Source organism: Sporosarcina sp. P20a (assembly GCF_002743175.1).
GTDB lineage: Bacteria > Bacillota > Bacilli > Bacillales_A > Planococcaceae > Sporosarcina.
Map to the genome: position 1 here is coordinate 1 of NZ_PDYT01000004.1, position 21,110 is coordinate 21,110.

At 42.5% G+C, this 21,110-nt stretch carries 20 protein-coding genes, 1 tRNA gene and 1 rRNA gene; 15 read left to right on the forward strand and 7 right to left on the reverse strand.

The genetic code is table 11. From position 1 onward, the window contains the following. The first annotated feature begins 18 nt into the window (after positions 1-18). The 6 genes from rrf (at position 19) to tsaD (ending at position 2,987) form a co-directional block, all read left to right on the forward strand. A 5S ribosomal RNA gene (rrf, locus tag CSV72_RS06330) occupies positions 19-134 on the forward strand. Between the two features lie 24 nt (positions 135-158). After that, positions 159-234: transfer RNA gene (locus tag CSV72_RS06335), tRNA-Asp, on the forward strand. A 144-nt stretch (positions 235-378) separates the two neighbouring features. Further along, a complete protein-coding gene (gene tsaE / locus CSV72_RS06340) occupies positions 379-828 on the forward strand; it encodes a tRNA (adenosine(37)-N6)-threonylcarbamoyltransferase complex ATPase subunit type 1 TsaE (protein WP_233191118.1) in 450 nt (149 codons plus the stop codon). Further along, positions 825-1,526 carry a tRNA (adenosine(37)-N6)-threonylcarbamoyltransferase complex dimerization subunit type 1 TsaB gene (tsaB, locus tag CSV72_RS06345; RefSeq protein WP_099677651.1) on the forward strand — a complete coding sequence of 234 codons (702 nt, stop codon included), beginning with the start codon at positions 825-827 and terminating at the stop codon, positions 1,524-1,526. Before tsaE ends, tsaB begins: the two co-directional genes overlap by 4 nt. Beyond that, entirely contained in the window at positions 1,519-1,968 is a 450-nt protein-coding gene (gene rimI, locus CSV72_RS06350; protein WP_099677652.1) for a ribosomal protein S18-alanine N-acetyltransferase, read from the forward strand. The genes tsaB and rimI overlap by 8 nt, the downstream gene beginning before the upstream one ends. Next, positions 1,968-2,987, forward strand: coding sequence for a tRNA (adenosine(37)-N6)-threonylcarbamoyltransferase complex transferase subunit TsaD (gene tsaD / locus CSV72_RS06355; RefSeq protein ID WP_099677653.1), 1,020 nt, complete (start codon positions 1,968-1,970; stop codon positions 2,985-2,987). Before rimI ends, tsaD begins: the two co-directional genes overlap by 1 nt. Before the next feature lie 857 nt (positions 2,988-3,844). On the opposite strand, the gene CSV72_RS06360 is transcribed toward tsaD, so the two are convergent. Further along, the gene (locus tag CSV72_RS06360; RefSeq protein WP_099677654.1) at positions 3,845-5,770 is read right to left on the reverse strand and encodes an ABC-F family ATP-binding cassette domain-containing protein; all 1,926 of its coding nucleotides are present in this window, start codon (positions 5,768-5,770) and stop codon (positions 3,845-3,847) included. Positions 5,771-5,923: 153 nt separating this feature from the next. Here CSV72_RS06360 and CSV72_RS06365 point away from each other — a divergent pair, with 153 nt between their 5' ends. From CSV72_RS06365 to dacB, 4 genes are all read left to right on the forward strand, one after another. After that, a complete protein-coding gene (locus CSV72_RS06365; protein ID WP_099635413.1) occupies positions 5,924-6,571 on the forward strand; it encodes a redox-sensing transcriptional repressor Rex in 648 nt (215 codons plus the stop codon). Positions 6,572-6,634: 63 nt separating this feature from the next. Continuing rightward, the gene (locus tag CSV72_RS06370) at positions 6,635-6,826 is read left to right on the forward strand and encodes a twin-arginine translocase TatA/TatE family subunit (protein WP_029055052.1); all 192 of its coding nucleotides are present in this window, start codon (positions 6,635-6,637) and stop codon (positions 6,824-6,826) included. Between the two features lie 17 nt (positions 6,827-6,843). Continuing rightward, the gene (tatC, locus tag CSV72_RS06375; RefSeq protein ID WP_099635414.1) at positions 6,844-7,647 is read left to right on the forward strand and encodes a twin-arginine translocase subunit TatC; all 804 of its coding nucleotides are present in this window, start codon (positions 6,844-6,846) and stop codon (positions 7,645-7,647) included. A 134-nt stretch (positions 7,648-7,781) separates the two neighbouring features. Continuing rightward, a complete protein-coding gene (dacB, locus tag CSV72_RS06380; RefSeq protein WP_099677655.1) occupies positions 7,782-9,272 on the forward strand; it encodes a D-alanyl-D-alanine carboxypeptidase/D-alanyl-D-alanine endopeptidase in 1,491 nt (496 codons plus the stop codon). Positions 9,273-9,695: 423 nt separating this feature from the next. On the opposite strand, the gene CSV72_RS06385 is transcribed toward dacB, so the two are convergent. After that, entirely contained in the window at positions 9,696-10,427 is a 732-nt protein-coding gene (locus tag CSV72_RS06385) for a CPBP family intramembrane glutamic endopeptidase (RefSeq protein ID WP_233191120.1), read from the reverse strand. 195 nt (positions 10,428-10,622) lie between these two features. Between CSV72_RS06385 and groES the strand changes: the two genes are divergently transcribed. Together groES and groL are read left to right on the forward strand one after the other, a co-directional pair. Further along, positions 10,623-10,907 (forward strand): co-chaperone GroES, encoded by a 285-nt coding sequence (groES, locus tag CSV72_RS06390; protein WP_099677656.1) that lies wholly within the window; start codon positions 10,623-10,625, stop codon positions 10,905-10,907. Between the two features lie 55 nt (positions 10,908-10,962). After that, positions 10,963-12,597, forward strand: coding sequence for a chaperonin GroEL (gene groL, locus CSV72_RS06395; RefSeq protein ID WP_099677657.1), 1,635 nt, complete (start codon positions 10,963-10,965; stop codon positions 12,595-12,597). 290 nt (positions 12,598-12,887) lie between these two features. On the opposite strand, the gene CSV72_RS06400 is transcribed toward groL, so the two are convergent. Beyond that, positions 12,888-13,523, reverse strand: a complete 636-nt coding sequence (locus tag CSV72_RS06400) for a 2OG-Fe(II) oxygenase (RefSeq protein ID WP_099677658.1) — start codon at positions 13,521-13,523, stop codon at positions 12,888-12,890. Positions 13,524-13,886: 363 nt separating this feature from the next. Between CSV72_RS06400 and CSV72_RS06405 the strand changes: the two genes are divergently transcribed. From CSV72_RS06405 to CSV72_RS06415, 3 genes are read left to right on the forward strand one after another with little or no spacing between them, the layout of a single operon-like run. Further along, on the forward strand, positions 13,887-14,132 hold the full coding sequence (locus CSV72_RS06405; RefSeq protein ID WP_099677659.1) for a DUF6429 family protein: 246 nt from the start codon (positions 13,887-13,889) through the stop codon (positions 14,130-14,132). Between the two features lie 54 nt (positions 14,133-14,186). Continuing rightward, positions 14,187-15,239 (forward strand): plasmid pRiA4b ORF-3 family protein, encoded by a 1,053-nt coding sequence (locus CSV72_RS06410; RefSeq protein WP_099677660.1) that lies wholly within the window; start codon positions 14,187-14,189, stop codon positions 15,237-15,239. Between the two features lie 16 nt (positions 15,240-15,255). Beyond that, complete coding sequence (locus CSV72_RS06415) at positions 15,256-16,197, forward strand: hypothetical protein (protein ID WP_099677661.1); 942 nt, start codon at positions 15,256-15,258, stop codon at positions 16,195-16,197. A gap of 112 nt (positions 16,198-16,309) precedes the next feature. Here the strand turns inward: CSV72_RS06415 and glpK are convergent, their stop codons facing one another. From glpK to CSV72_RS06435, 4 genes are all read right to left on the reverse strand, one after another. Beyond that, complete coding sequence (gene glpK, locus CSV72_RS06420; RefSeq protein ID WP_099677662.1) at positions 16,310-17,803, reverse strand: glycerol kinase GlpK; 1,494 nt, start codon at positions 17,801-17,803, stop codon at positions 16,310-16,312. 30 nt (positions 17,804-17,833) lie between these two features. After that, on the reverse strand, positions 17,834-18,673 hold the full coding sequence (locus CSV72_RS06425) for an MIP/aquaporin family protein (protein ID WP_099677663.1): 840 nt from the start codon (positions 18,671-18,673) through the stop codon (positions 17,834-17,836). 188 nt (positions 18,674-18,861) lie between these two features. Beyond that, positions 18,862-19,416 carry a glycerol-3-phosphate responsive antiterminator gene (locus CSV72_RS06430; RefSeq protein WP_099677664.1) on the reverse strand — a complete coding sequence of 185 codons (555 nt, stop codon included), beginning with the start codon at positions 19,414-19,416 and terminating at the stop codon, positions 18,862-18,864. A 44-nt stretch (positions 19,417-19,460) separates the two neighbouring features. Further along, the gene (locus tag CSV72_RS06435) at positions 19,461-21,104 is read right to left on the reverse strand and encodes a glycerol-3-phosphate dehydrogenase/oxidase (RefSeq protein WP_099677665.1); all 1,644 of its coding nucleotides are present in this window, start codon (positions 21,102-21,104) and stop codon (positions 19,461-19,463) included. Between the last annotated feature and the right edge of the window lie 6 nt (positions 21,105-21,110).

Consider the following 21,110-nt stretch of genomic DNA (forward strand, 5'->3'; position numbering starts at 1 on the left):
CAAGCTTTACTCAAAGAGTCTAGTAACGATGGCGAAGAGGTCACACCCGTTCCCATACCGAACACGGAAGTTAAGCTCTTCAGCGCCGATGGTAGTTGGGGGTTTCCCCCTGTGAGAGTAGGACGTTGCTAGGCTTTATTTTTTTGCTTCTTTTCAGTGGTCCCGTGGTGTAGCGGTTAACATGCCTGCCTGTCACGCAGGAGATCGCGGGTTCGATTCCCGTCGGGACCGCCATAATTTAACATTTCAAAACGATTTCACCTTAACGGGTGCGATCGTTTTTTTATTGTAAATAATCAATGCTGTCTTCTTAGCTTTTGTTTTACGAGGTTTTTCTGTACACTAGTACTATAATAGGAAGAGAAGGGTGAGTTAGCCGTGTGGGAGAAAGAAATCGAGTCCGTTGAAGAGATGGAGAAGCTAGCTGCTAGGATCGGTCACTATCTAAGACCACCTGACGTACTGACAATTGAAGGTGATCTCGGAGCCGGTAAGACAACATTTACAAAAGCGCTTGCAAAAGCAATCGGTATCACACGCACAGTCAGTAGTCCTACTTTTACGATTATCAAGCAGTATGAAGGGGATTACCCTTTCAATCATTTAGATGTATATCGGTTAGCCAATAGCGAGGAAGACTTAGGTTGGGACGAGCTATTTTATGGAGATGCGATTTCTGTAGTGGAATGGGCACAATATATTCAAGAAGAGTTGCCCGAACATCGGTTGGAATTGGTCATCCGTCATACAGGGCCCGATTCCCGTAAAGTTGAATGTACGCCAAAAGGTGAACGATTTACACGTATTTGTGAGGAGATTTTTACATGATATGGTTAGGTATAGATACAGCAAATTCACCTTTATCTGTAGCCATTGTTAAAGATGATGTATTACTTATCGAAGAGTCAAGTATGATGAAGATTAATCACTCGCTACGCGCAATGCCAGCAGTGGAAGAGGCGTGTCGTAAGGCAGACATTACTCCTTCGGAAATAGATGCAATTGCCGTTTCTGAGGGGCCAGGTTCGTATACAGGTGTCCGCATTGGCGTGACGATTGCGAAGACGCTAGCCTGGACGCTTGATAAGCCTCTTTACGGTGTATCGAGTCTGAAGGCGTTAGCATTGAATGGACAACTATTCAACGGATTTATCTGTTCCGTGATTGATGCAAGAAGATCTAATGTCTACGCTGGTGTCTATCGTGCGAAGGGGACTGAACTGGTCAATGTGCTCGAAGATCAGCACTGTGCACTTGTAGGGTTGCTGAAGGAGTTAAAAGAGTATAACGAGGCGATTTTATTTGTTGGAGAAGATGTGAAACTGCATGAATCAATTATTCGTGAGCATCTTGGAGAACAAGCACATTTTGCTTCATTCGCACTGAATGTGCCACGTGCATCTTCTGCTATTTTACTGGCTCAAAGTGTAGAGCAAGCGGAAACAGTGCATACGTTTACGCCACAGTATAAAAGAATTACTGAGGCAGAAGCCAATTTGGTGAAGAAGGAGTCTTCCCATGAGTAATGAAGTGGTATTTCGAAAGATGACACATGATGATATTCCAGCGGTTGCGAGTATAGAACTCGAATCATTTGCAACGCCTTGGACAGAAGAGATTTTCGAGCATGAATTAACAGGAAATGCGTATGCTCATTATATTGTTGCGGATCTGAACGGTGAAGTGATTGGGCATTGCGGTATGTGGATTGTTCTCGATGAATGTCATATTACCAATGTGGCCGTACTTTCAGCTTACCGAGGTAAAGGGTATGGAGAAGATTTGATGCGTCAGGCTATGGAGTTGTGCCGCTTGAATGAAGTAAAGACCATGACGCTTGAGGTACGTGTAAGTAATGAACCAGCACGGACGTTGTATCGTAAGTTAGGTTTTCAAGAAGGCGGCATCAGGAAAAACTATTATACAGACGACCATGAAGATGGGCTCGTCATGTGGGTGGAATTCTAATGGATAAAGATCATTATATTTTAGGTATTGAAACGAGCTGTGATGAAACCGCAGCTTCTATAGTGAAAAATGGAACGGAAATTATCTCTTCTATAGTATCATCACAAATCCAGCAGCAAAAGCAATTTGGCGGTGTCGTTCCTGAAATAGCTTCGCGTTTACATGTGGAACAAATCACACTGGTGATCCAGGAAGCATTAAATGAAGCGAAACTTGTACCAAGTGATTTGGAAGCAGTCACTGTGACAGAAGGACCTGGGTTAGTGGGGGCATTGTTGATCGGTATCAATGCCGCGAAGGCTTTTGCCTTTGCGAATCAGTTACCGTTAATTGGTGTGCATCATATTGCAGGACATGTCTATGCAAACCAATTGATTCATGAAATGGAGTTTCCTTTGCTGGCGCTCATCGTCTCAGGTGGTCATACGGAGCTTGTCGTTATGAAGTCACATGGTTCATTCGAATTGATCGGTGAAACGCGTGATGACGCAGCAGGCGAGGCCTATGATAAAGTAGCTCGTGTACTTGGTTTGCCCTATCCAGGAGGTCCACAGGTAGATCGGCTAGCGCAGGCGAGTGATGAAAGTATTGATTTCCCGCGTGCTTGGCTCGAAAAAGATTCGTATGACTTCAGTTTTAGTGGATTGAAATCTTCCGTTATCAATTATAAGCATAATATCGAGCAAAAGGGCGGAAAGATCAATCATGATCATGTTGCGGCGGGCTTTCAGCAAAGTGTTGTCGATGTACTGACAGTCAAAACAGTTAAAGCAGCGAAAGAATATGATGTGAAGCAAGTAATCGCAGCGGGTGGTGTAGCTGCGAATCAAGGACTGCGAAAATCGCTGACTACTGCGCTTGAAAAAGAGGGAATTCCCTTTTATGTTCCGCCTATTTCATTGTGTACAGATAATGCAGCGATGATTGCTGCAGCTGGCTATGAGATGTGGAAAAGCGGCGTTCGAAGTGATTCTAGTATGAATGGTCGACCTGGAATGCCATTAAAATCATGGAATTAATGAAGATACACACAGTTTGCTAACTTTCAGCAAATTGTGTGTTTTTTTTGTTAGACGAATATTAATTTGTCAAGAGGGAACATTCGTACTTATACACAGTTTGTGGATAGTTTGTGGGTAACATTCATAACCTGTGTATGGTAAACGGATACATATTGGATAACTATGTGGACTAATAAACATATAATTGTGGGTAACGTGGATAACTATGTTCATATGTGTTCAAATGGGGATTTAAACTGTGGAGAAGATTGTGGAGAAATAAAGTGTATTTTAGCTTGCGATTTTTTATGAAAGTAATAAAATGACGAATGATAAGAGGAATGGAGGGTTTCTTGTCGCATTTTGTCGTGTAATTGTTTGGCTAATATAGTTGAAGTATGGTGTTTTTCTACAAATGCTGAAAGTTATCGCAGAAGTGCTCATAAAATACCTGGATTGCTCTATAGGATGTGACGTCCGCTTTATGAGATGTTGCAAACGCTCATAGTTCACCTGTATGTGCTCTATGCAATGCCGCGCCCGCTCATAGTTCACCCGTGTCCGCTCTATGCAATGCCGCACCCGCTCATAGTTCACTCGTATGCGCTCTATGCAATGCCGCGCCCGCTCATAGTTCACCCGTATGCGCTCTATGCAATTTCGCGCCCGCTCATAGTTCTTCCGTATGCGCTCTATGCAATGCTGCACCCGCTCATAGTTCACCCGTGTCCGCTCTATGCAATGTCGCACCCGCATCCGCCCTACACAACGCTGCCAACGCTCATAACCAAAATAGCATAAACAAAAAAGCATCGAGAACCAATCAGTTCTCAATGCTCGTTTTGTATTAAACAATCGTAAGGCTCCATACATCTTTACAAGTTCTCTAACTCATCTTGAAGTAACAACCACTCTTCTGATTGTTCGTCATGGACGGCTTGGATTTCATCAATTTGACGTTGAATATCCATTAGTTCGATGTGATCGTTCGCCAATTCGGGTTCTAGTAGTTTGGCTTGTAAAGTTTCGATTTCTTCATCATACGCTTCAAGTTTTTTCTCTAAATCCGCAATGGATCTCGTTAGCCTGCGTTCGTGGCGTTGGTTTTCTTTATTCGCCACTTCCTTCTTGACGACGGGTTCTTTTGATCGTTGTTCGAGTTGTGTAGCCGCTAATATCTCTTCCATCTCAGTTTTTTTCTCGACGAAGTAATCGTAATCGCCAAGGTACTCAACTGCTCCATCGTCGCTCATTTCAATAACTTTGGTTGCGAGTCGGTTGATAAAGTAGCGGTCATGTGACACGAATAGAATCGTTCCAGGGAAGTCGTCTAGTGCGTTTTCTAGTATTTCCTTGCTGTCGAGATCCAAATGATTCGTAGGCTCATCCAAGATTAATGTATTGGACTTTTCGAGCATTAATTGTGCTAATGAAAGACGGGCTTTTTCTCCGCCTGACAGGGAGGAGACGAGTTTTTCTATGTCGTCACCAGTGAACAAGAAGCGTCCAAGTAGTGAGCGTACGTCTTTTTCATTCATTAGTGGCCAGTCATCCCATATTTCTTGCAAGACGGTACCGGACCCGATGAGTGTTGCCTGGTTTTGGTCGTAGTAACCGAACTGAACATTCGTCCCATAGCGGATCTCGCCGCCCATTAGTTCGTTGCGCTTAACTATGGTTTTAAGTAATGTGGATTTACCGACACCATTTGGTCCGACAAATGCCACACGATCCCCTTTATAAATACGCAGATTAATATTCTTCGATACAGGCTCTTCACCATAGCCGATTTTGACATCATCTAGTGACAGGACATCGTTACCGCTAGGTCGATCAATAGAGAAAGAGAAGTTCGCGGATTTCTCGTCGCCGTCTGGGGAGTCCATCCAGTCCCTGCGTTCTAGTTGCTTCCGTCGACTTTTCGCCATTTTGGAAGTGGACGCACGTGCAATATTCTTCTGAATGAATTCCTCTAGCTTTGCCCGTTCATCCTTTTCTTGAACGAACAACTTCTGATCACGTTCATAGTTCTTCGCTTTTTCGTCTAAGTACGAGCTGTAATTACCGCTGTACCTTGAGACTTTCCGTCGAGACACTTCATAAACAGTGGTAACGACTTTATCGAGGAAGTATCGGTCATGTGAAACGATTAGAATCGCACCTTCGTAGCCTGACAAATACCGTTCGAGCCAGTTCAGTGTTTCGATATCCAAGTGATTCGTTGGCTCATCGAGTATTAACAAGTCTGGCTTGCTCAGAAGCATCCTTGCAAGCGCTAGACGAGTCTTTTGACCACCTGATAGTAAATGTACAGGCTTCTCGAAATCATCCGGGTAAAAACGCATCCCATGAAGCACAGAACGGGCATCTGCTTCAAATTGATAGCCTCCCGCTTCCTTAAACTCAATTTGTAGTTCATCATATTCTGTCATGACGCGAGCGTAACGATCCGCGTCTTCATATACCGCAGGATTCGACATTTCATGCTCTAGCGTGCGTAGACGACTTTCTTTTTCACGAAGTGGTGCGAATACCGTCATCACTTCATCCCAAATCGTTAATTCCGAATCGAGTCCGCTGTGCTGTTCGAGGTAGCCCATACGTACATCTTTTGGAATGATGATATCTCCTTCGTCCGCGGATATTTCACCTGCAATAATTTTCAATAATGTCGATTTTCCAGCACCGTTTCGTCCAACTAGTGCGACACGATCTCGATGCTGTACTTCGAGACGGACGTTCTCTAGTAGATCCGTACCTGAAAAAGACTTGGTTAGTCCATTCACTTGTAAAATAATCAAGCCCCACACCTCTATTCCTTATCAGTTTAATGGAATGGGGCGCCTCATGCAATAATCGGCTTTACAATGAACTCGTTGTGCTGTACGATAAAAGCGGCTATACCCTTGTTCAGGGGTTGGTCATTGAAGTGACAATGGGGGTAGGGCACAGCTGTGAGGAAACCTAGAATTCCGCAGGCAACATCAAAACGGTTGCCTTTATATTATAGATTTTTACGAAATTATGCAGATAAAGGTGTACAACGCATTTCATCAGGTGAGTTAAGTGAAGCGATGAAGATTGATGCGGCAACGATTCGCAGAGATTTCTCCCATTTTGGAGCGCTTGGACGCAAAGGGTACGGCTATGACGTCGACTCCTTGTTGCAATTCTTCCGTGAAACGCTTGATCAAGATGAAGAAACCAATGTGGCATTGATCGGGGTAGGTAGTCTCGGGAACGCCTTTTTGAAATACAATTTCCAAAAGATTCATAACACGAAAATTGTGGTCGCGTTCGATCCGAAAGCACCGTATGAGGGCGAACTGAAGAACGATATTCTTATCTATCCACCTGATCGTATTGAAGAGAAAATTAATGAGCTAGGTATTGAAATGGTTATTTTGACTGTGCCATCACGTGTTGCACAGGAATTGACAGATCGTCTCGCTACAACTTCTGTAAAAGGGATTTTGAACTTTACTCCAGAACGGCTGGCAGTACCAGATACAATCCGCATTCAGACAATCGACTTGTCTGTTGAGTTGCAAACATTGATTTACCTCATCAAAACGGACGTAAAAGATTCACAAATTACATGACACTGTGATAGTAAAATTATAGGTTTTCATGTAGAATAGACTTATTACGAGGAGGTGGCCAACATGGCTCCAGGTATCGGAAGTTTACTGATTATCGCTGTAATTGCATTGCTTATATTTGGTCCTAAGAAATTACCTGAAATCGGTAAAGCGTTCGGTTCTTCATTGCGCGAGTTCAAAAACGCAACTAAAGGCCTTACAGACGACGAAGATGACGTAAAAAAGGTTGAAGACAAGAAAGAAGAAGTGCGCTGAGTTAGGGTGTTATTCTGATGGCAGATAAAGACTTAACAATCATTGAACATATAGATGAAGTTCGAAAACGGCTGATGGTAATCGTCGTTTTCTTTATTGTTGGGGCAATCGGTAGTTTTTTCTTGGCGAAGCCGCTCATTAATTTCATACAGTTTGATACACCGGCTGAACAAGTCACATTGAATGCATTTAACGTCGTAGATCCAGTCGTGATCTATTTGAAAGTCATTGTATTTCTTGCGATTGTTATTATTTCACCGGTCATCATGTATCAATTTTGGGCCTTTATTTCACCGGGACTTCGTGACTTGGAACGGCGTGTCACGCTGTCATATATCCCGTTTGCTTTTCTCCTGTTTTTAGCAGGAATCAGTTTCTCTTATTTTATATTGCTACCGTATGTCATGAAATTCATGATTAATCTGTCAGGCCAATTAAACATTGAGCAGACAATCGGTATTAATGAGTATTTCTCTTTTTTATTCTCGCTACTATTGCCGTTCGGTTTCGTTTTTCAGTTACCGATTGTCATTTTATTTTTATCACGTCTCGGTGTGTTGCAACCTAAGGTACTTGTCAAAATACGAAAAGTTGCGTATTTCGTTTTGTTCGTACTGGCAGCGTTCATTACACCACCTGACATCGTATCGCATTTATTCACTACGGTTCCGCTATTCATTTTGTATGAGGTCAGTATTGTGATTTCACGTCTAGGTTATCGGAAGTTCGAGAAAGCGGAACGTCTGCGCCAGATGGAAGAAGTGAAAGCAGAGCAACAGCGTCAGATTGATGAAGTGATGAATAAAACAGACGATAAGTAAATCTATTTAGATCCTCTTGCTAACGCAGGGGGATCTTTTGCGTTTACGGTGACGTGGTCAAATATGGGTTCATTTACCAATGCCCCTATGGTAAACTATCTAAGAATAGAATGAGTAGGGGGAAATGAATACAAGTGAACAGTAAAAAGACTCCAACTAGATGGAGCAAGTGGTTACTAGGTGCAATGTTGCTTATAGCGAGTGTTACAACTCCAGTTATAGAAGGTCAAGCAGCTGCGGCTCAGCAGTCCTATAAAGGGTTAGAAACAGGGATTAATCAAGTGATTTCAAGTCAGCGTATGCGTGGTACACGAAGCAGCGTCATCGTGCGTGAAGCAGATACTAATCGCATTGTCTATCAATATCGTGGCAATCAAGGAGTCACACCTGCATCAAATGTCAAAGTTCTGACAAGTACATCTGCACTTGAAGTGTTAGGGAAAGATTATACATTCGATACAGATATCTTAACGAACGGCACAGTGAAAAATGGTATCCTCGATGGTCATCTATATTTGCGTGGGACAGGCGATCCGACATTACTTGAAGCCGACTTATTGCGTATGGCACGTCAAATGCGTGAATCAGGCATCCATTCCGTAACCGGACATATCGTGGCGGACGATACATGGTTTGATACACAGCGTCTATCACCCGGTATTCATAAATCAGATGAAACATATTACTACGCAGCGCAAGTTTCAGCACTGACAATCTCGCCGAATAAAGACTACGACGCAGGTACGACAATTGTCCATGCGAAGCCGACACGGAACGGTAGGGCGGGTGCAGTGACATTGACACCGCACACAGACATCGTAAAAGTCGTAAATCGCACACGAACTGTACCGAAAAACCAACGCAACACCGTTACAATTAAACGTCAACAAGGCACGAACACAATTATCGTTTCAGGTAATGTTCCACTCAATTCGAATGGCAAGCGCCAATGGGTGACGGTATCCAATCCCACAGCCTTTACAGCAGACGTCTTTAAACGTGCGCTAGCTAAAGAAGGCATCAAACTTCAATCGACTGCTCGTGTAACACGTGGGAAAACTCCTGCGAATGCGGAGTTACTCGCAAAGAAAGAGTCGATGTCCTTATATTATTTGATGATGCCATTCATGAAGTACAGCAACAACTCACATGCAGAGATCTTGGCCAAGTCCATGGGGCGTGAAGTATATAATGAAGGAAGCTGGAATGCCGGCTTGCGTGTCGTTAGGGAAACGTTAGAAAAAGATGGCATTAGCACGAAAGGTATGTATTTAGAGGATGGTTCAGGCATGTCGCATAAGAATAAAATCCCTTCCGAGAAGATTGCGGAAGTGTTGTATGCCGCTCAGTCTAAGGAATGGTATCCAGCATTTGAGCGTTCATTGCCAATCGCAGGCGTGAACGACCGCATGCTAGGCGGGACATTGCGCAGCCGTTTGACGAGTCCTGTTGTCAGAGGCAAGGTGCAGGCGAAGACCGGTTCGCTTAACGGTACGGATTCGCTATCCGGCTATGTGAAGACAAAGAGCGGCCAAGAGTTGATCTTTAGTATTTTGACAGAGAACGTGAGAGGAACAGCGAAGCCTGATATTGATAAGATGGTTCAGGTTATGGCGGCTCAGTAATGATTTTGAGAGTGGGTGAGGCGCCGTTGATCGACGTTCCAGGTGGACGCTGATCCATCGGGAGCATTCCACTTACGATCAACTACTGTTGTGTTCTGAAATCTGATTGGAAAAGTATAAGTAGAAACCTAGACAATTGCACTTGAACTAAAAAAGTAAAAGACTAAAAATAATTCAGACGACACTGCCAGTAAGTGATCTATATCCATATATTTTAAATGTAGGGATTGGAGTGGAAGCAGGGGCGACTCCTGGAGGATCAGCGCGAGTTCGAGACCCCGCAGGAACGCAGTGACGAGGAGGCTCGGGCCGCGCCCTCAGGAAAGCGTCCCCTGCTGGAACTCCAATCCCCGAACCACAGGCCAGATTCATCTTTCTGCATATCCATATTAAAAAATCTCCCCATTCACGGGGAGATTTTTTCTATTGCAGGAATAATACGATACTCTGCTGCATATCTTGTAATTGTTGCAGTTTATCCGCATTCCATTGCACGACAGTGACGAAACTGTTCATGAGGAAATGGGCAATCATCGGAGTCAGCAAACGCTTGGTCTTGTAATAGACGAAGGCGAATGCGAGACCTGGCATCAAGTACATGAGCAAATGTTGCAACTCACCATGCACAGCTGCAAAGACGATGGCGCTGACAATGGCAGCGACCCAGAAGTTCGTCTTTCTGTACAAGCTACCGAAAATAATCCGGCGGAACACGACTTCTTCTAGGAACGGTGCAAACAACACCATGGCAAAAATGATAATAGGTGCGGTTTTCGAGATATTCGACAATAACTCCGTATTCTCGGAGCCTGCGGTCACACCGAACACCGACTCAATCGCAGCTCCTACAATTTGTCCAGCCATGGCGAGGAAGAAACCAAGTATCCCCCATAGAAGAACGCTTCCGAATCCCGATGGCTTTCCTTTAAATACAGGTAAGAACTTTTTATTTCGTAACAGGATCGCGGCGATTATGAGCGCTGCGACACCTTGCGTAATGAATAACGTCCAAGCGAACCCTTGGGACATGGCTTCTACTTTGGACAAGTCTTTGCCGGTGAAGTAAACAATTAATTCAGGGGCAAGAAAAATGCTGGCAATCTGGAGCAACACATACGACATGAAGATCATCAGAGCAACAACCCAGTTTTTCACGGTGCACAACCTTTCTTTCATACATGTTGACTAGTTTAACGCGAAAAAAGACGTTTGGCAAAAGAAGAAAATGTCGAACGCTTTTACTTGCAATTATGTGTGAAATTCTTTAATATAAGAGTTGTGTTAGCACTCGTTGTAAGTGAGTGCTAAGAAAAATAAAAACTACCCATTATCTCGAGGAGGTTGTTTCATTTGTTGAAACCACTAGGTGACCGTATCATTATCGAATTAATCGAAGCAGAAGAAAAAACATCAAGCGGCATTGTTCTACCGGACTCTGCGAAGGAAAAGCCACAAGAAGGAAAAGTAATTGCTGCTGGTACAGGCCGTGTTCTTGAGAACGGACAGCGCGTCGAACTAGAAGTATCTGAAGGCGACCGCATCATCTTCTCTAAATACGCAGGCACTGAAGTGAAGTATGAAGGTACTGAATACTTGATCCTTCGTGAAAACGACATTCTTGCAATTATTGGATAATTAATTATAACGAAAATGTAGTAGACAAATAGAAATTCTGGAGGGAATCATTTACATGGCTAAAGAACTTAAATTTAACGAAGATGCACGTTCCGCAATGCTCCGCGGTGTAGATACACTAGCAGATGCTGTAAAAGTAACACTTGGGCCAAAAGGTCGTAACGTCGTACTTGAACGCAAATTCGGTTCACCACTTATTACAAATGACGGTGTAACCATCGCAAAAGAGATCGAGCTTGAAAATGCATTCGAAAACATGGGCGCAAAACTTGTAGCTGAAGTTGCATCCAAGACAAATGACATCGCAGGAGACGGAACAACAACAGCAACTGTCCTTGCACAAGCAATGATTCGTGAAGGCTTGAAGAACGTAACAGCTGGCGCAAACCCTGTCGGTATCCGTAAAGGAATCGAAAAAGCGGTAATCGCAGCAGTTGAAGGCCTTCAAAGTGTTTCCGATGAAATCGAAACTAGACAAGAAATTGCACAAGTTGCAGCAATCTCTTCTGGAGATGAAGAAGTCGGCGAGTTGATTTCACAAGCAATGGAGCGCGTGGGTAACGATGGTGTCATCACAATCGAAGAATCCAAAGGCTTCGTAACAGAGCTGGATGTAGTAGAAGGTATGCAATTCGATCGTGGCTACGCATCTGCTTATATGGCAACAGACACAGACAAAATGGAAGCAGTGCTTGATAACCCATACGTCTTGATTACAGATAAGAAAATTAACAACATCCAAGAAATCCTTCCTGTGCTTGAGCAAGTAGTTCAACAAGGTAAGCCATTGTTGATTATCGCTGAAGACGTTGAAGGTGAAGCTTTAGCTACGCTAGTTGTCAACAAACTTCGCGGTACATTTAACGCAGTTGCAGTTAAAGCACCTGGCTTTGGCGATCGCCGTAAAGCTATGCTTGAAGACATCGCAATCCTAACTGGCGGACAGGTAATCACAGAAGATCTGGGACTTGATCTTAAATCTGCTGACCTGACATCACTAGGACGTGCTGCGAAAATCGTAGTAACAAAAGACAACACAACTATCGTTGAAGGTATCGGGGATGCAGGTTCTATTGAATCACGCGTCGGCCAAATCCGTTCACAGTTAGAAGAAACTACTTCTGAATTCGACAAAGAGAAATTGCAAGAACGTCTAGCTAAACTAGCTGGCGGAGTAGCAGTCATCAAAGTTGGAGCTGCAACTGAAACTGAGTTAAAAGAGCGTAAACTTCGTATCGAAGACGCATTGAACTCAACACGTGCAGCAGTTGAAGAAGGAATCGTATCTGGTGGTGGTACTGCACTAGTAAACGTGTATAAGAAAGTAGAAGCATTACTTGAAGATACTGAAGGCGACGTAGCAACGGGTATCAAGATTGTACTTCGTGCACTTGAAGAGCCAGTACGTCAAATTGCAACAAACGCGGGCCTTGAAGGTTCTATCGTAGTAGATCGCTTGAAGCGCGAAGAAGTCGGCGTCGGCTTTAACGCAGCAGAAGGCACATGGGTTAATATGGTAGAAGCAGGTATCGTGGATCCAACGAAAGTAACTCGTTACGCACTACAAAACGCAGCATCTGTAGCAGCAATGTTCTTGACTACTGAAGCTGTTGTTGCAGACCTACCAGAACCAGCAGGTGGCGGTATGCCTGATATGGGCGGTATGGGTGGAATGGGCGGCATGATGTAAGTCATTCTCCCAAAATATATTTAAAGCGTCAACTCCAGTTTTATGGGGTTGGCGCTTTTTTACTAATGATCGATAATTCCAATTTACAACACCAAAAGTAGTTAAGCGCAATGATTATGGAGCTTTGTTACGGCCTAAATAAAGGTGGTTTTGAACATTCACGAAAACATAAATTGGAAGTGAAGTGATATACTCACGGTTGAACAAGTGGGCTGATATTGTAAAACCGTTCGAGACTGTTATTGCGGCCTCGAACGGTTTTTATGATGATAAGTTAGATTTTAAGTCTCTCACCGTACTCTTTGCTTCCTCATCCACTGCGTAGCTACAAATTTCTCTCCGATTTCTATTGGTGCACCACCGTGTAACGTTAGGTCATTGATCAGCGGATCATTATAAAAATACTCAAAGTAGACAGCCATTCCTTTTTTAGGTGTGATGGACAGTTTGAGGTGAGGGAAGTATGTTTCGCCGCCTTGTTCGACATCGTTCAAGTACATGACGAGTGTGCTAATCCGGTTATTCGTAACGTTGCTAGTTGCTGAGAAGAAGTCATGATGTGCTTTATATTCTTGTCCAGGTAGATAGTGAAGAACTTGGAGACTTTCGCCGTGTTCGATGGGGATATTCATAATTGTTTCAATCCGTTTTTCGATTCGTAGGACGATCAAGTTATCAGGTTCTTCAATAAACATACCGCTACTAGTTCTAATTTCATTTTCTGCATGAATTACGCCGATTTTAGAACGTTTCATTTTATCTGTAGAAAGCAGAATCAGTTCGTCGCATTCTTCGTCGCTTAACATATTGCCGAGTACAACGACTAGTGGTTCATCGACTTTCGCTATTATATCAATAACACGATCTGTTATGATTTTCTTTCCTGTATGAGTAAATATCGTTTGTTCTTTATTTTCTGCTATCAACTTTGAACACCTCTTTAATCGTTTGATTTTATAAATCAAATACAGTGTAACGTGATGAGTGTACAGCCAATAACGGACTTCTTTTGAGTTTTACACATCCTCTTTGGAATTGCATTTAATATATTTTAGCACGCTGCATTGGTTAACGTATATTCGAAATGTAATGAAAAAGATAGTGATATATAACTGTCTTTTACATGTCATTATTTCCATCTGATATACCTGTACACTATGGGAAAGTATGAATTGATAGCAGTTCGATATATTTATCAGACTTATTCGTATAGTAAACAGTAGTCATTGGATATGTATTCTACTTACTATATACTGATGAAAATACTTCAAGAAGAGGAGTGACTGTTCATGGATCAACAAATCGAAGAACTAACTTTGTTATTGTTATACGCAACATCTTGGAAAGATCAAGATTTTCCAGAAGGGCCTTTACGCAGTTGGAAAGGTTACTCGTTTGATGCGTTGAATCAGTTAGAGGAAGAGGATTTAATACGTGGAGGTAGGCGATCAAAGTCTGTAGCTCTTACAAAGGCTGGCATAGCAGAGGCTGAGGCGTTAATGAAGAAGTACTTCCCCGATGTGGATAAAGAATGAGAGGATCGTTTGTTTAGGCATATATAGTTAGTAGACTATAGAAGGAGTGATTTTGTGCAAATTTCAGGAACGAAAAAACTGTTGGATCTTATTCCGTTTACAGTGGCAGTTCATGAAGAAGAGAATCCATTCTTTTCTTGGCATGCGAATGTAGTACTCATCAATCGTAGAAAGACCATCGTTTTAATGAACGATAAAACTCGCTATATTGTGGCACTGCATGGCATTAAAGCTAAAGATAGTAAACGTTTAGATGAGTTGATTGTGGAAGCTATAAGAAAAACGTTACAAGCGGAGCGTATTCGCGAAGATCTAATAGAACAATATATTGAAGAAGCCGGTAAGGTAACATTCCATAAATCAAAAAACCGTACGTTAGTAGCGCGCCTTAATAAATCTTGCGAATCGGTAGGGTATTTTCCAGATAAGTTAGATCCAGTAGAATTATTCGGTATAGAGGCGTCGAAAAAGGCAAGTCGTATGTTGGCTGGTGGCGCAAAGCAACCTATGATTGAGCCCCACGAAGAGATGTTTAAAGAATTGCAAAGGCTTGCGGGTGATAAGAGTATTTTCACAGGAGGTAGTGCAGTACTACATATTTCCTTGGTACTCGGAAAGCATTCAATATGGAGACGTGTAATCGTACCTCTACATATTTCGTTTCACAGATTTCATCAAATACTACAGGTTCTTTTCGATTGGCATAATTCGCATTTGCATGAATTTCAATTTCTTAAAGTTGAATCGAATGAAGAAGGATTTGGAGATGGCTTTGAAATGGAACAAGAAGATCATATACTGCTTTCTGAATTCATTCCACCCTACAATTGCATAAAATATATCTATGACTTTGGCGATTGCTGGGAGCACAAGATAGTAGTAGAAGAAGTTAAAGTGGATCAGCCAGTCCGTTCCTCACTTTGCTTGGAAGGCGAAGGAACAGCACCCCCTGAAGATTGCGGTGGAGAACCTGGATTCGATCATTTCCTTAGTGTGATGCGAGACCCGTCACATGAGGATTATCAAGATCTGAGCAAGTGGGCTGAAGGCCAATCGCATCATGAGTTTGATAATAGATCGGTGAACTGGACATTGAAAAAATTCTAAATGTGAGGTGATCTATATGCACTCAAAACAAATCATTCCGATAACTCCAATTCTAAATATCCAAAAGCATATCGAAGGATTCTTCCCATTATCCACTTCTATTGGTCCGAAACAAGATTTGCTTATACTATTGGCAGAAGAGCAACCACCGCTAGTCGACCACAGATTTCCGGCAACTGTAACGGAGGAATATTACTCCTATAAAGTACTTCGTCTGAAGGATGGTGAGGAGACGGTATTGCATTTACCGAATGAACAGTGGAATTACCATATAGTCGAATCGATTGATGATGACCATATATTGCTTGCCTGCGCAAGATCTATTAATCATGATGAAACCCATGTTGATCAAAATGGACGCGTCTATGATTGGGACGGGAACTTGATTCGTTCATTCTGTTTAGGCGATGGAATCGACCATATGTATACGACGAGAAATAATCAGATATGGACAGGTTATTTTGATGAAGGCGTATACGGTAATTATGGTTGGAAGAAACCAATTGGTAATTCAGGGCTGGTAGGCTGGGATCATGAAGGGAATATTATAGATGACGGGAACGATAGAAAGCTTATGGGAGAATGTTTGGCGCTGAATGTGGCGGCAAATGATGAGATTTGGTATTTCATTGGCATGGATGCACAGATTGGTTTAATGAATGAGAGTGGCGAGTTCCAATTCTCTACTGAAGCACTTGGATTTCAAACATTTGCGATCAATGGCGATACAATGGTCGTGCATCGAGAGTACTTTGATCATCATCACTTTTTTGAATTGGTTAGAAAAGCCAATTCCTATGAAATAGTTCAAGAGCTCGATTTCCGTAAACCTGATGGAAATCCTTTGCAGCCACAATTAACTTCCAATCGTGCGGATCGGCTATTATTTTTAGATGGTAGCGAACTTTATTATTACTCTATATTCGATGTCTTTAGCCACTACAAATTATCCGTGTAGATTCATACGGGTCGCGAGTTTAGAAAAGACAACGGGATAAAAATACCTGTGGGTAAAGGCATGACAATCAAAACAGTCACGACAGGAACCCACAGGAACGTATGCAAAGAACTTATTTAAAAACAGTCGCTGCCTGTACAGCTTTTTGCCAGCCGCTGTACAGTTTTTCACGTTCAGAATCCTCCATATTTGGTTGGAACGGTCGATCTATCGCCCATTGAGCTGCAATTTCTGAACGATCTTTCCAGAAGCCTACAGCAAGTCCAGCCAAGTATGCGGCACCGAGCGCTGTTGTTTCGTTAATAGTCGGTCGTTCTACCGATACATTTAGTAAATCGGATTGGAACTGCATCAGGAAGTTGTTCTCGACTGCTCCGCCATCTACCCGTAACGTTTTTAGGGAGATACCCGAATCCGATTCCATTGCATCAACGACGTCTTTCGTTTGGTATGCAAGGGATTCTAGCGTAGCCCGTACAAAATGCTCTTTCGTCGTTCCACGTGTTAAACCGAATACGGCACCACGCACATCACTATCCCAGTAGGGGGTACCAAGACCAACAAATGCAGGTACGACATAGACACCATCTGTAGAAGAGACCCGTTTTGCGTATTGCTCACTTTCGGAAGAGTTTCGGAACATGCGTAAACCGTCGCGCAACCACTGGATTGCTGAACCTGCTACGAAGATACTTCCTTCAAGCGCATACTCTACCTTGCCATCAATTCCCCAAGCGATGGTCGTTAACAGCCCATTATCGGATTTCACCGCTTTTTCGCCCGTGTTCATTAGCATAAAACAACCTGTTCCATATGTGTTTTTCACCATACCCGATTCAAAACAAGCTTGGCCGAATAATGCGGCTTGTTGATCACCGGCAATACCCGCGATAGGAACTGCGTGACCGAAAAATTGCTCGGGATCTGCATGTGTATAGACTTCAGATGAAGGACACACTTTAGGCAACATTGATGCCGGCACATCCAAGATAGACAATAGTTCCTCGTCCCATTGTAGTTCATGTATATTGTACATAAGAGTTCTAGAAGCGTTCGAGTAATCTGTTACGTGTGCCGCACCACCGGATAACTTCCAAATAATCCACGTATCAATCGTACCAAACAACAAGTCTCCATTTTCAGCTTTTTCACGTGCGCCTTCTACATTATCCAAAATCCACTTGACTTTAGTGCCCGAAAAGTATGCATCGATAAGCAATCCGGTCTTATCTCTGAACAAACCGTTGTAACCGCTTTCTTTAAGATCCTCACATATCTCTGCAGTTTGACGAGATTGCCATACAATCGCATTATAAATGGGATTACCTGTGTGCTTATCCCAAACGACCGTTGTTTCACGTTGATTCGTGATTCCAATGCCCTCAATTTGCTCTGCTGAAATATTCTTTTCTGATAATACTCCAGCAATGACAGACAAAATGGAGCTCCAAATTTCGTCAGCATTGTGTTCTACCCAACCAGACTGTGGAAAATATTGAGTAAACTCTTGTTGTGCAGTGTGAAAAATCTTACCTTTTTTATCGAATAAGATTGCTCTTGAACTTGTTGTACCTTGATCTAATGCCATAATATATTTTTCAGTCATGATTTATTCCTCCAGTATTTATGAAGACGATTAGTCATTCGTAGTTTTATGAGTCTGAATTAGAAGACTTGATTGTACTACTTCTTTACGGATTGAAAACTGAGCTGCGAGAAGAATTGCAAGTATGAATGCACCGACAATCCAAAATGTCATGCTGTTTTCATTAAGGAAAAATTGTTTGTAGAATAGGGCACCGAATGTACCGCCAATTATTGGGCCTACTACTGGAATCCATGCATACTTCCATCCGGATGGCCCTTTTCCGGGAATAGGTAAGAAAGCGTGTGCTATCCGCGGACCAAGGTCACGTGCAGGGTTGATCGCATAGCCAGTTGTACCGCCAAGTGATAACCCAATTGCGATGATCAAAGCGCCAACGATTAACGGGTTTAGTCCTTCAGTAAATTCATTGGCACCAATAGATAATAAACCAAGTACTAAAATGAACGTCCCGATTATTTCACTTGTTATGTTTGACAGCGGATTGTAAATTGCAGGTGTAGTAGCAAATACATCACGTTTGGCAGTTGGATCCTCTGTTTCTTTCCAATGAGGTAAGTAGTGGAAGTACACTAATACAGCACCTAGAATTGCGCCAATCATCTGTGCTAAAAGATACATAGGAACATCTGACCAAGGGAAATTACCAATACTCGCGAAACCGATCGTGACTGCTGGATTTAAATGAGCACCACTTGCTTGGCCCACTGCGTAAACACCAAGCGTAACCGCAAGACCCCATCCTACAGTAACAACAATCCATCCACCACTATTTGCTTTAGATTTGTTTAGTGCTACACCGCCTACTACGCCCCCACCAAATAATATTAATATCATCGTTCCGATCAATTCACCTGCAAAAGGTGTCATTTATATCTCCTCCTACCCAATTTAAGTTTGGTAGTTGAGCAATTACGACGCAAAAAAGTCCACAATTAAATCTTGCTATGTGCAAGAACTTAATTGTGGACTCCTAAACTCAACCACTTATATTAACTTGTTTTCAAGTATAGAGTGGTAAGTTTATTCTGTCAACAATGACGTAGAAAGTTCTCCATTTAAATAAAGTGTTCCCACAATTGGTTATCAGAGGTCGTCACGGCTACAGCACCTGCTGCTAGTGCATCCTCGATGTGTTGCTTTGTCCGAATGAGTCCACCGTTAATAATGGGAATACCCGTACGCTCATATACTTCTTCAATGAGTTCGGGAATAACACCTGGTAGCATTTCAATGAAGTCTGGAGCAGTTTGATCAATTAGAGAATAACTTTTTTCTAATGCGATTGTATCGAGTAAAAACATACGTTGAATAGCGATAATGTTTTTAGATTTTGCTTTCATAATAATATTTGATCGAGTGGAAATAATACCTGCAGGACGAATATCATTGCATAAAAAGTCGGCTGCAAAGTTATCCGTTTTTAGACCCTGAACCAAATCGGCATGAATAATTAGTTTCTTGCACCGCTTATCCGCCTCTTGTTTTACGGTTTTTAAATTGCTGATATGCACTTCTAGCAGGACAATGTATTCAAAAGTACTATCTAAGAGTTTTTCAAATTGTTTCAATGTACGTGCAGCTGGCAACACTTTTTGGTTATGAAAAGACATATAAAGTAACCCCCGTCTATAGATATACGTTTATATTATAGTATTTACACAACAGATGTTGACTTTAGTAACTCGTCTTCCAATTCTAACTGATAACGCTTCTGTTCTTCTGCAGACCAGTTCAACAATTGACTCATTTTAACTAGTACATCTTCTTTTGCGTCTTGCACGTTTTTGATATTGAAGAACAAATCGCCTGTACGTCGAATGAAGAAATCAGTCGGTTTCACAGTCATCTCATGTTCAATAGCATAGCGTAACTTAACATAGAGAATACGTGGCATGGATTCGGATTCATCATAAGGAATCGTTAAAACTTTATCCACGTTAGAGCCATAAAGAGCAGCCAAATGTCGACTTTCACGTTCCGTGAAACCGAGCAACTTGCCACGACTGACAGCTTGGTTGAAGTAGCGAGAGTAATGAGCAGAGCCACCGACATCACCACCCGAGATGGGCATGTTCTTCGTAGTGGATCGTTTGAAATGTAATCCTTTTTCTTGTTGCAAAAGAGTAGAGACTTTATTCACAACAGTTTCCGCCATTTTACGGTAGCCTGTTAGTTTTCCCCCAGCAATGGTGATTAGTCCTCGTTCGGATTCCCAAATTTCATCCTTACGAGAAATCTCGGAGGGGTTTTTACCGTCTTCATGAATCAGTGGTCGAACACCTGCCCAACTGGATTCAACATCTTTTTCAGTAACAGATACATCCGGGAACATATAGTGAATGGCATTTAAAATATATGTGCGATCATCTTCTGTGATTTGCATTTCTTTCGGGTCACCATCAAAGAATGTATCCGTTGTTCCGACATATGCCTTACCATCACGTGGTACTGCAAAAATCATACGTTTGTCAGGTGTATCGAAATAGATTGCTTGATGTAAAGGGAATACGCTTTGATCGAATACGAGATGAATCCCTTTGGACAATATCAAGTTTTTACCGTTGGAGTGGCCATCGAACTCTTTCACTTCATCAACCCATGGACCTGCAGCGTTGATAACTTTTGTCGCGTGTACGGACATCATTTCGTTTGTGATCATGTCGCGGACTTGAACGCCTGATAGTTGGTTATGGTCATTGTAGATGAAACCTTCCGCTTTTGCATAATTCAACAGAGTTGCGCCTTTTTCCGCAGCCGATTTAGCAACTTCAATTGTAAGGCGAGCATCATCTGTGCGATATTCTACATAATAGCCGCTTCCTTGAAGACCTTCCCTTTTGATGAGAGGAGCTCGTTGTATAGTTTGTTCGAGATTCAGCATTCTTCTCCGTTCACTGCGCTTAACTCCAGCTAGTAAGTCATATACTTTTAATCCAAGAGCTGTGGTTGTAGGACCGAATGTACCTCCTTTATGAAACGGCAATAGCATCCATTCAGGTGTTGTAACATGTGGACCATTTTCGTAGACAATCGCGCGCTCCTTCCCCAATTCGGCAACTTCTTTAATTTCAAATTGTTTTAAATAACGTAATCCGCCGTGGACAAGTTTGGTCGAACGACTAGACGTACCTGAAGCAAAATCCTGCATTTCAATAAGTGCAGTTTTCATCCCTCTCGCCGCCGCATCCAATGCGATGCCAGCACCGGTAATGCCGCCACCTATAATTAAAACGTCAAAATTCTCAGTACGTAACGTATTCGCGATTTCATTTCGATTCATTGATGAAAATGTTGTCATTTCTTT

What these genes read in the sequence shown, in the direction of transcription:
- CSV72_RS06435 (WP_099677665.1), bottom strand. Translation starts at nt 21,104, where the DNA reads ATGACAACATTTTCATCAATGAATCGAAATGAAATCGCGAATACGTTA.
- tatC (WP_099635414.1), top strand. Translation starts at nt 6,844, where the DNA reads ATGGCAGATAAAGACTTAACAATCATTGAACATATAGATGAAGTTCGA.
- rimI (WP_099677652.1), top strand. Translation starts at nt 1,519, where the DNA reads ATGAGTAATGAAGTGGTATTTCGAAAGATGACACATGATGATATTCCA.
- CSV72_RS06430 (WP_099677664.1), bottom strand. Translation starts at nt 19,416, where the DNA reads ATGTCTTTTCATAACCAAAAAGTGTTGCCAGCTGCACGTACATTGAAA.
- tsaD (WP_099677653.1), top strand. Translation starts at nt 1,968, where the DNA reads ATGGATAAAGATCATTATATTTTAGGTATTGAAACGAGCTGTGATGAA.
- groL (WP_099677657.1), top strand. Translation starts at nt 10,963, where the DNA reads ATGGCTAAAGAACTTAAATTTAACGAAGATGCACGTTCCGCAATGCTC.
- CSV72_RS06425 (WP_099677663.1), bottom strand. Translation starts at nt 18,673, where the DNA reads ATGACACCTTTTGCAGGTGAATTGATCGGAACGATGATATTAATATTA.
- glpK (WP_099677662.1), bottom strand. Translation starts at nt 17,803, where the DNA reads ATGACTGAAAAATATATTATGGCATTAGATCAAGGTACAACAAGTTCA.
- CSV72_RS06405 (WP_099677659.1), top strand. Translation starts at nt 13,887, where the DNA reads ATGGATCAACAAATCGAAGAACTAACTTTGTTATTGTTATACGCAACA.
- tsaB (WP_099677651.1), top strand. Translation starts at nt 825, where the DNA reads ATGATATGGTTAGGTATAGATACAGCAAATTCACCTTTATCTGTAGCC.
- CSV72_RS06415 (WP_099677661.1), top strand. Translation starts at nt 15,256, where the DNA reads ATGCACTCAAAACAAATCATTCCGATAACTCCAATTCTAAATATCCAA.
- CSV72_RS06370 (WP_029055052.1), top strand. Translation starts at nt 6,635, where the DNA reads ATGGCTCCAGGTATCGGAAGTTTACTGATTATCGCTGTAATTGCATTG.